The following is a 9,743-nucleotide window of genomic DNA, read 5'->3' as shown; positions in this document are numbered from 1 at the left end:
AACAACACCGTCAACACGCTGCGGCTGTGGGCGGCCAAGGCCACGGAGGAGTTCGACCTGGAGGGCTTCATCCGCGGCAACTATATCGCCGCGGTGGAGGCCAAGAGCCAGACCGAAACCATCTCCAAGGTGCTGTATCCGCCCGATGACACCGGCGCGGGCAAGGAACTGCGGCTCAAGCAGCAGTACTTCTTCGTCAGCGCCACGCTGCAGGACATCATCGCCCGGTACCTCACGGAGCGGAAGACGTTTGACGACTTCCCCGACAAGGTGCAGATCCAGCTGAACGACACCCATCCCGCCGTCGCCATCCCCGAGCTCATGCGGCTGCTGATGGACGACCACGGGCTGGAGTGGGACGCCTCGTTCGACATCGCGCGGCGGACGTTCGCCTACACCAACCACACGGTGCTCCCCGAGGCGCTGGAGCAGTGGGGGACGGACCTGTTCGGCCGCCTGCTGCCGCGGCAGATGGAGATCGTGCGCGAGATCGACCGCCGCTTTCGCGACCGCGTCCTGGAGAAGTTCCCGGGCGACGCCGCGCGCGAGGAGCGCATGGCCATCGTTTCCGGCTCGCGCATGCGGATGGCCAACCTGGCCATCGTCGGGAGCCACACCACCAACGGCGTGGCCGCGCTGCACACGGAGATCCTCAAGGACAGCATCTTCAAGGATTTCCACGAGCTGTGGCCGGACCGCTTCACCTCGGTGACCAACGGCATCACGCAGCGGCGCTGGATGCTCAAGGCCAACCCGCGGCTGTCGTCGCTCATCACCGAGGCGATCGGCAACGGGTGGGTCACGGACCTGGAGCGCCTGCGCGAGCTGGAGCCGTTCGCGGCCGACGCGGCGTTCCGGGAGCGGTGGATGGCCATCAAGTCCGCCAACCGCGCGCGGCTGGCGGGAATCGTGACGGACCTCACGGGAACGCCGGTGGATCCCGCGTCCATGATGGACGTGCAGATCAAGCGCATGCACGAGTACAAGCGCCAGCTGATGAACGTGCTGCGCTGCGTGGACAGCTACCTGACCCTGCGCGACGCGCCGGACCTGGACGTGCCCGTGCGCGCCGTGCTGTTCGGCGGCAAGGCGGCGCCCACGTACTGGACGGCCAAGCTCGTCATTCAGCTCACCAACGCGGTGGGGCGGCTGGTGAACGCGGAGCCGCTGGCGTCGCGGCTGCTGCGCGTCGCCTTTCTCCCCGACTACCGGGTGTCGCTGGCGGAAAAGATCTTTCCCGGCAGCGACCTGTCGGAGCAGATCTCCACGGCAGGCTTCGAGGCGTCGGGCACGGGGAACATGAAGTTCGCCCTGAACGGCGCGCTCACCATCGGCACGCTGGACGGCGCCAACGTGGAGATCGCCGAGCGCGTGGGCGACGAGAACATCTTCATCTTTGGCCTCAGGGCCGACGAGGTGGAGGCGCGCAAGGCCGCGGGCTACAATCCCCGCGCGGAGTACGAGGCCAGCCCGCGCCTGGCCCGCGTGCTGGACTTCATCATGAGCGGCGTGCTTTCTCCCGAAAACCCGGGGCTGTACCGGCCGCTGGTGGAGGGGCTGCTGCACTCCGACCCGTACATGGTGCTGGCCGACTTCGACGCGTATCTGGAGGCGCAGGAGCAGGTGGACGCCGCCTGGGCCGACACGCACGACTGGACGCGCAAGGCGGTGCTGAACGTGGCGCGCTGCGGCTTCTTCAGCAGCGACCGCTCGGTCAAGGAGTATGCGGAACGGATCTGGAAGCTCTGATCGGCTCAGTTGTGTCCGTACCGCGGCCCGCTCACCTGTCGGTGGGCGGGCCGTTTCGCTTTCGGCCAGCGTGGCGCGTCCTCTGCGAAGAGGCGGATGCTTTCGGAGGGAGCCGCGCATTGAGGTTGATGATGAAGCGCACGGGATGGGTCGCGCCGCTCGCGGTGCTGGGGATGATGATGACCGTGGCGGGGTGTTCCGCGCGCGGGCTGGCGGAAGCGGTGTTCGTGGGCGACCACTTCACCCGCACGGCGGACGTGCCGTACGGCGCCGACCCGCGCCTGAAGCTGGACGTGTACCGGCCCAAACGCGTCCGACCCGGCGCGCCCGTCGTCGTGTGGCTGTACGGCGGCCGCTGGCAGGGCGGCTCCAAGCGCGACTACCGCCTGCTGGCGGACGGAATGACGCGCCGCGGGTGGATCGTCGTGGTTCCCGACTACCGGCTGTACCCCCGCGTTCGCTTTCCCGCCTGGGTGGAGGATGGCGCCCACGCCGTTCGCTGGGCGCGGGACCACGCGCGCGAGCTGGGCGGCGACCCCGATCACCTGTTCGTGATGGGGCACTCGGCGGGCGCGCACACCGTGGCGCTGCTGGCTTTGGACGAGCACTGGCTGGCGGACGCGGGCGTTCCCGCGGCGTCGGTGCGTGGCTTCGTGGCGCTCGCCGGCCCGGTGGCGACCACCTGGACGGACGCGGACGTGCAGGCGCTCATGGGCCCGCGCCAGGGGTGGCCCGCCACCTATCCGCTCACGCGGGTGGACGGGACGGAGCGGCCGCTGCTCCTGCTGCACGGGGAGTCGGACCGCACGGTGTCGGTGGAAAACTCGCGCCGGCTGGCGGCGGCCATCCGCGAGCGGGGCGGCTGCGCGGGGCTGCGGACCTACCGCGGCGTGGGGCACGTGGAGATCGTGGTCGCCCTTTCCGTCCCGCGGCTCAACACGGCGCCCGTGCTGGGCGACATCGCCCGCTTCGTCCGCGATCCGCGCGGCGTGGCGTGCGCGCCGGCGGCTGGGAGCGAGACGACGGCGGTCCACAATGAACGGGAGAACGGATGAGCGGCAGGGTGGTGGTGATCACGGGCGCCAGCGGCGGGATCGGCGCGGCGGTGGCGCGCCGGCTGGGCGCGGAGGGCGCGTCCGTCGTCCTGGCGGCGCGGCGGCGGGAGGAGCTGGAGGCGGTCGCGGCGGAGAGCGGTGCGTCCGCGCTCGCCGTGCCCACCGACGTGACGGTGCGGGCGCAGGTGGAGGCGCTGCGCGACGCGGCGGTGGAGCGGTTCGGGCGCGTGGACGTATGGATCAACAACGCGGGACGGGGGATCACGCGGCCGGCGCTGGAGGTGACGGACGAGGACCTGGACGAGATGATGACCATCAACGTCCGCTCCGCGCTGTACGGCATGCAGGCCATCGTTCCCCACTTCGTGGAGCGCGGGAGCGGCCACCTGATCAACGTATCGTCGTTCCTGGGGCGCGTGCCCATCGCCACGCAGCGCTCGGCGTACAATGCGGCCAAGGCGGCGCTGAACGCCCTCACCGCCAACCTGCGCGTGGATCTGGCGGATGCGCATCCCGGCATCCACGTCTCGCTGGTGATGCCGGGCGTGGTGCTGACCGAGTTCGCGGCCAATGCGCGTGGCGGGCCCATCGCCGGCGGGCCGCCGCCGGGGCCCATGAAGCCGCAGACAGCGGAGGAGGTGGCGGAGGTCATCGCCGGGGTGATCGCGGCGCCGCGGGCGGACGTGTACACCAACCCCGTCAGCCCGGAGATGGCGCGGCGCTACTACGACGACGTGGAGGCGTTCGAGGCCCAGGTCCGCGCCGCCCGCGCCGCCGTGCCGCGCTGACGAGACCCTGCCGCACACACGAAAACGCGACACCGCGGCTGGCGCGGGTGTCGCGTTCTTTATCCCTCCCGTCCGGCGCCCTCCCGTGTTTCCCGCAAACAATGCTGTCGATGGAGGCCGCTGTCCGTTCTACGATCATCGTGAAAACGATTTACGATTATCGTGAATGTGCGTGGTCAGGCTTGGCTGAGGAGAGCGGGATCTTTCGGCGCCGTTCGTGGGCCACCCGGCGCCGGCGCATCCCGTGCCGAAGCATCCGCGTGCCGGCGTGGCGCGCTGCCGGACTCTCGGCGGCGCCCGCGGATTCGGTACGCGCCGCGCAACCTGCGGTGCATTCCGCGTCCGAGGCGCGGGATTCTTCGGTCGGCGCCAGAGTCTGGTGTGACGGACGGTGCGGCGCAGCGCCTCCGCTCAGAATGACACCCGAAGTCCGAGGCGGGCGTGGGATCCCGGTGCGGCGGAGGTGAGAAATCGCGCTGCGCCTGGTGCCATCTCACGCCGCTCGCCTCGCAGGCGCCGCTTGCGGCGGCACCTCCGCTCTCCGGTATCCTGCCGCCCACTTCGGCGCCGGGGCGTCATTCTGAAGGAGCGTGCGCCGCGCTTTCCCCGGCACCGCGTTCATGCGCGCCTGAAGAATCCCGGACCGAAGCATCCGCCGCGCCGCGGGCTGGCGTGGCGCGCTCCAGCCTCTCCCGCCGCACCCCGCAGCGTCCGAGCGCGGTGCGCAACCGGTCGTGCATCGGATGCGGTGGCGCGGGATTCTTCGGTCGGCGCCAGAGTCCGGTGTGACGGACGGCGCGGCGCGGCGCCTCCCTCAGAATGACACCCGAAGTCCGGACCCGGTGAGTCATCCCGGTGGGGGCTGAGGTGGCGGATCCGATGCGCCTGATGCCAGGCCGCGCCGCACGCGCCGCCGCGCCGCGCTGACGAGACCCCGCCGCACGCACGAAAACGCGACACCGCGCCGTGCGCGGTGTCGCGTTTCCGTCCCCCGCCTGCTACAGCTGAGCGCTGATCCAGTCGGAGAGAATGTCCAGCGTATCGCTGAAGGCGGGGAGATACTCGTCGCCCCGGTAGCGGGCAGGGTCCGGCACCCGCAGTCCAGCGCGTTCAAAGATCCATCCGTGCTCCTCGTACAGATCCCGGGCCTGCGTGCTCAGCAGGTACGGATCAGGCGCGCCGTTCGTCCCTTCCCAGCCCGCGACGGAGATCAGAAAGGCGTAGACGGCCGGCCAGTGGATCCAGTGCGGAAGATCCTCGTCGTCGCCGTGGCGGGAAAGGAGCCGGACGAGGCCGTGCGCGAATCCGATGGGCGACCGGTATGCGATCGGGAAGGTGTTGGCCTGCTCCAAGAATCCGCCCGCCAGCAGATCTCTCGCGGCCTGGCGAACGTTGGTGTCCGCGTACGAAACCGCGCGGGCGATCTCCTTGCTGGGGAGAGCAACTCCGTCCATCGCCACCACAAAGGCCAGGACGTCGGGCTTGGCGCTCACGCCGAAGCCCGCGCGCAGGCGGAGAAGGAGCGTTGCGGGACCCTCAAGGCGGAGTTCCTTGGGGCCCTTTCCGGCGCGCACGGGGACCGGTTCGGTCACGTCCGCCTTCCAGCGGGTGTCTCCCGCCTCGTGCGCCCACGCGGCAAACTGGCCGAGCCGCGGCGTCCGTTCCGCGGGGAAGCCGGGGCGCAGGCTCTTGATCCTGCGCGTGCTCATCAGCCCGGAGCCCCGGGCGGCCCACCAGGCAAGCACGTCCGCGAGACGCCGTTCCGAATCCCAAAGGCAGAGGGATGCCAGCACGAGTGCTTCGGGATCCAGGATGCTCGCCGGCACCGGCGCGGACGCGTTGCGCAGGAGCATCGGGTTCAGCACGCCCCATTGCGCCCAGACGGCGGTGAGCGCCACCTCCGCGGCCCTGCTACTCAGCGATTCGCAACTGACTGCGGACATGGGCAAGCGCCTGTGGAATCTGTGCGTGGAATGCCTCGCTCGCGTCCTGCGTAGCCGCCCAGGCCGCGGCGCGCTCCAGTTCCTGGTCGGTCGGCCTGAGCCTCAGCAGGTCCTGCATGTGCACGCTCCCGGGGCCCAGATCCAGCGCGGCGAAGAGCTTGAGCGCGATCATCGCTTCCCGTCCGGGCACCCCGACGTACAGCGTCCCGAAACGGTGCCACTCCAGGTCTCCCGCGAGCCCCGGCGGCATTCCTGTCAGCCACTGGCTCGCGACTACGGTGTTCATCCAGTCAGGATCGAGGCCGAAGTCACGGGCGACGCGGAGAATGCCTGCCTGCAGCGCCGGTGGAAGCGGCTCCGGCGCAAACAGCAGCGGAACCCCTTCCGGGACGGGTGTCCCGCGCGCAATGACGTCCACGTCCGCGGTGCCGCGGAGGTGAAACCCGCGCAGGTTCATGGCGACGCCACCCACCACGACCAGGTGCTCCGTGGCGCCTTGCGATTCCAGCAGCGTTCCCAACGCGCGCAGCGCCGCGAGCAGTGCGCCCAGAGTAGTGGGCTCCGACCGGTCGAGCATCCCCCCTCCCGCCCCATTCACGATTATCGTAAAAGCAGTTCACGATAATCGTAAGATCGTCGTCGCGCAATTACTCGGCGGGGGCCACCCAGTAGGTCTGCTCGGGGTGGCGGGACTCGAACTCGGCCATGCGCGCGTCCGCCTCGGCGCGGGTGGCGAAGTCGGCCACCCGAACGCGGTTGCCGTTGTCGTCCTGGCGCCACAGGTCCCACCGGACCCCAACATCGCCCGCCGCGCCCGCATCCACGCACCACCAGGGAGAGAGCCGCGCCGCGGGGACGGCCGGGAGCGCCAGCCCGCCCTGCTCGTAGTGCGACGTATCGTTGAAGAGCGTAAGCCGCGCCCGGGTGGGCCCGCGAAAATCGACGACGTTGAGCGCGGCCGGGCTCTGGTCCAGGTTGTCGCGATACCGCCGCGGATCAAACCCCAGCAGCGAGCTCAGGATCAGCCGGATGGTGGCCTTGTGCGACACCACCAGCACCGTCTGATCCGGGTGGGCGCGCACCAGGTCCAGCACCGCCGGGAGCGCCCGCGCCGTCACCTGCAGCCCCGACTCGCCCCCCTCCGGCGCAAAGGTGTACGGGTCCGCATCCCACCGTTCCGCCTCGTCCGCGTACCTGGCCTGCACCTCGGCGCGGGTCATTTCCTCCCACCGTCCGTGCGAAATCTCCCGCAGCGCGGGCAGAGGCGTCACCGCCACGGCGTGCCCCCGGGTGACGATCGCGGCCGTTTCCATGGCCCGGCCCAGCGGTGAGGCGTAGGCCGCGTGAATGGGCGTGGCTGCCAGACGGCGCGAAAGGCCGGCCGCCTGCGCCTGCCCCTCGTCGGAGAGCGGAACGTCCACCGCGCCGGCAAAGCGGTCTTCGGCGGTAAGGACGGTGGCGCCGTGGCGCACCAGAAAAACGCGGGTGAGCGGGGGAGGCATGGGCGGCGGGGCGTGGGTGAAAAAAAGACTTTCCAAGCTTCGTGCAAGGCCGGGACCCGGCCGCAGAATGCGGCGTCCCGGGGTGACGGTCTTGTAAACGGCGGCCGCATTCGGTATCCTGCCGCGAGCAGATGGACCGGCGCCCGGCGTGCCCCGTTTCGTTTTCCCGGAAAAACGCCGGGCGCACGCGCGACCGCGCAGGTCCGAGAGCGTCAATGGTTCCCGCCGCCCGCCGGCCGGGATCGCTCCGTATCACCCCGCACAGGAGGGTGCACACCGGCCGAGTTCCGTCGGGTTCGACCCTGTCCGCAGCACAACCAATCGTGAATCACAGATCTAACGGAGGATGTATGGGCTCTGCTACCCATCGGAAGGGGTGGCTTCGGCTGGCCCTGGCCGCGGGGCTCCTGTTCGCCGCGCCGCTGGCCGCACAGAGCGGCACCGTGCGCGGCACCGTCCTGGAATCGGGCAACCGGCAGCCGCTGAGCGGCGCCTCGGTGTCCGTGGCGGGAACGGACCGCCGCACGGTGACGGGCGCCAACGGTGAGTACTCCCTGGCGGGCGTTCCCGCGGGGCGGGTGACGGTGCGGGCCTCCATGCTGGGGCACGCCACGGCCGAGAGCAGCGTGACCGTGGCCGACGGGCAGACGGCCCGCGCCGACTTCGCGCTCGCCCCGGCCGCCCTGGGGCTGGAGGCGGTGGTGGTGACGGGAACGCCGGGCGCCACCAGCCGGCGCCAGCTTCCCAACAGCGTCACCACCGTGGACGTGGCCGAGATCACGCAGAAGACCACGGTGAGCGACGTGACCGAGGTGCTGCAGTCGCGGACCCCGGGCGTGCAGATCCTGAGCAACGCCGGCACCCCCGGCGCCGCGGCGGACATCCGCATCCGCGGCGCGGGCTCGCTGACGGCCGTGCGCCCGCTGATCTACGTGGACGGCATCCGGTACAGCGACGCCGAACTGGGCAACTTCGGCGCGTCAGGCGCCGGCGCCACCTCGTTCAGCACGCAGGTGACGTCGGCCCTCTCGTTTCTGAACCCCGAAGACATCGAGAGCATCGAGGTCATCAAGGGCCCCGCCGCCTCCACGCTGTACGGCGCCGAGGCGGCCGCGGGCGTGATTCAGGTGATCACCAAAAAGGGAACGCGCGGCGTGCAGCGCACCCGGTGGAACCTGAAGTACGAGATGGGCGTGAACGAGATGGTGGCGGACCTGCCGCGCAACTACACCACCTGCACCGCGGCCCGCATCGCGGAGCGCACGGCCACCACCAACGAGCCGGTGTTCCCCGGCTGCCAGGGGGTGCCGGTGAACACGGTCCTCGATGCCCCCAGCCCCATCACGGTGGACCCGTTCGGGTTCCGTGACGGCGACATCACCCGCACCAACCTGTCGGTGAGCGGCGGCGCGGACCGCTTCTCGTACTTCGTGGCCGGCGACATGGACCGCGAGCAGGGCGTGTTCTTCAACAGCTTCAACAACCGGCGTTCGTTCCGCGGTAACTTTACGGTGAACGCCAACAGCAAGCTGGACTTTCAGGTCAGCACCAACTACGTGCGCAACCACCTGCGCCTTCCCATCGGCGACGAGTCCGCGCAGGGGCTGCTGCTGGGCTCGGTGCGCGGGCTGGTGGGCCGCATTCCGGCCGCCACGGGCGTGCAGCCCGGCTACGCGTTCTCGGTGGACGGGTCGCGCGCCAACAACTACAACAACCAGACGCGCTCCGACCGCACCACGCTGGGCGGCACCGTGAACTACCGTCCGGTGACGTGGTTCCGCAACCGGGTCACGCTGGGGCTGGACCAGACCAACAACACGGCCACCATCATTTCGCCGGCCGGCAGCACCGACGCCTCCTTCGCCGAAGAGCCCGAAGGGCTCAGCGGCATCCGGGTACCGCGCAACCGCCTGTACACGGTGGACTACGTGGGCAACGTGGAACTCCCGCTCAACAACTGGCTGGAGACCACCACCTCGTTCGGCATCAACTACATCGCGCGCCGCACTGAAACGCTGTTCGGCATCGGCCGCGGGCTGGGCGCGCCCGACATCACCACCATTCAGAACGCGGCGCAGACCACCGGCTCCAACACGGTGGTGGAGAACAAGTCGCTGGGCTACTACGTGCAGGAGCAGCTTGCCTTCGGCAACCGCCTGTTCCTTACGGGCGCCCTGCGGGCCGACGACAACAGCAGCTTTGGCCGCGAGTTCGACCTGATCGTGTACCCCAAGGCCGGGCTGTCGTACGTGCTCTCGGAAGAGCCGGCGCTGGAGCGGTTCCTGAACCCGCTGCACGTGAACACGCTCAAGCTGCGCGCCGCCTACGGGCAGGCGGGCCGCTCGCCGGACCCGTACTCGGCCAGCCAGACCTACACAGTCGTCAAGGTGGCGGGCCCGGGCGCCACGTACTCCGGCCTGCGCCCGGTCGCCTTCGGCAACCCCAACCTGGAGCCGGAGCGCGGTGAGGAGTACGAGATCGGCACCGAGGCCACCTTCCTGAACGACCGCGTGGGGGTGGACTTCACCTACTACAACAAGCGGACCGACAACCTGCTGCAGTCCATTTCGGTGGCGCCCTCCACCGGGTTCATCAGCAGCCAGCTCACCAACATCGGCTCCATCAGCAACAGCGGCGTGGAAATGCTGCTCACGGTGGTGCCGGTGGACCGCCGCAACGTGCGGTGGGAAAGCCGGTTCAACGTGG

7 protein-coding genes are annotated in these 9,743 nt (G+C 70.0%); 4 read left to right on the top strand and 3 right to left on the bottom strand.

The window, feature by feature from the left end:
• The 3 genes from VF665_RS02770 to VF665_RS02760 all read left to right on the top strand — a co-directional run.
• On the top strand, positions 1-1,749 hold a 1,749-nt coding region (locus VF665_RS02770), incomplete at its 5' end, for a glycogen/starch/alpha-glucan phosphorylase (protein WP_331051874.1).
• 128 nt (positions 1,750-1,877) lie between these two features.
• Positions 1,878-2,804 carry an alpha/beta hydrolase gene (locus tag VF665_RS02765; RefSeq protein WP_331051873.1) on the top strand — a complete coding sequence of 309 codons (927 nt, stop codon included), beginning with the start codon at positions 1,878-1,880 and terminating at the stop codon, positions 2,802-2,804.
• On the top strand, positions 2,801-3,592 hold the full coding sequence (locus tag VF665_RS02760; protein ID WP_331051872.1) for an SDR family oxidoreductase: 792 nt from the start codon (positions 2,801-2,803) through the stop codon (positions 3,590-3,592). The genes VF665_RS02765 and VF665_RS02760 overlap by 4 nt, the downstream gene beginning before the upstream one ends.
• A 998-nt stretch (positions 3,593-4,590) precedes the next feature.
• On the opposite strand, the gene VF665_RS02755 is transcribed toward VF665_RS02760, so the two are convergent.
• The 3 genes from VF665_RS02755 to VF665_RS02745 all read right to left on the bottom strand — a co-directional run bounded on the left by VF665_RS02755 (position 4,591) and on the right by VF665_RS02745 (position 7,037).
• The gene (locus VF665_RS02755; RefSeq protein ID WP_331051871.1) at positions 4,591-5,535 is read right to left on the bottom strand and encodes a hypothetical protein; all 945 of its coding nucleotides are present in this window, start codon (positions 5,533-5,535) and stop codon (positions 4,591-4,593) included.
• Positions 5,504-6,112: a hypothetical protein gene (locus tag VF665_RS02750; protein WP_331051870.1), complete on the bottom strand. Its 609-nt coding sequence runs from the start codon at positions 6,110-6,112 to the stop codon at positions 5,504-5,506. The genes VF665_RS02755 and VF665_RS02750 overlap by 32 nt, the downstream gene beginning before the upstream one ends.
• 70 nt (positions 6,113-6,182) lie before the next feature.
• Entirely contained in the window at positions 6,183-7,037 is an 855-nt protein-coding gene (locus VF665_RS02745; RefSeq protein WP_331051869.1) for a histidine phosphatase family protein, read from the bottom strand.
• Positions 7,038-7,387: 350 nt separating this feature from the next.
• Between VF665_RS02745 and VF665_RS02740 the strand changes: the two genes are divergently transcribed.
• Positions 7,388-9,743, top strand: a 2,356-nt coding sequence (locus VF665_RS02740; RefSeq protein ID WP_331051868.1) for a SusC/RagA family TonB-linked outer membrane protein, incomplete at its 3' end; no start/stop codon positions are given.

It is taken from the genome of Longimicrobium sp., from assembly GCF_036387355.1.
In the GTDB taxonomy this organism is placed as follows: domain Bacteria; phylum Gemmatimonadota; class Gemmatimonadetes; order Longimicrobiales; family Longimicrobiaceae; genus Longimicrobium.
The sequence above is the reverse complement of the archived record's forward strand: the minus strand, read 5'-3'. Positions and strand labels throughout refer to the sequence as shown.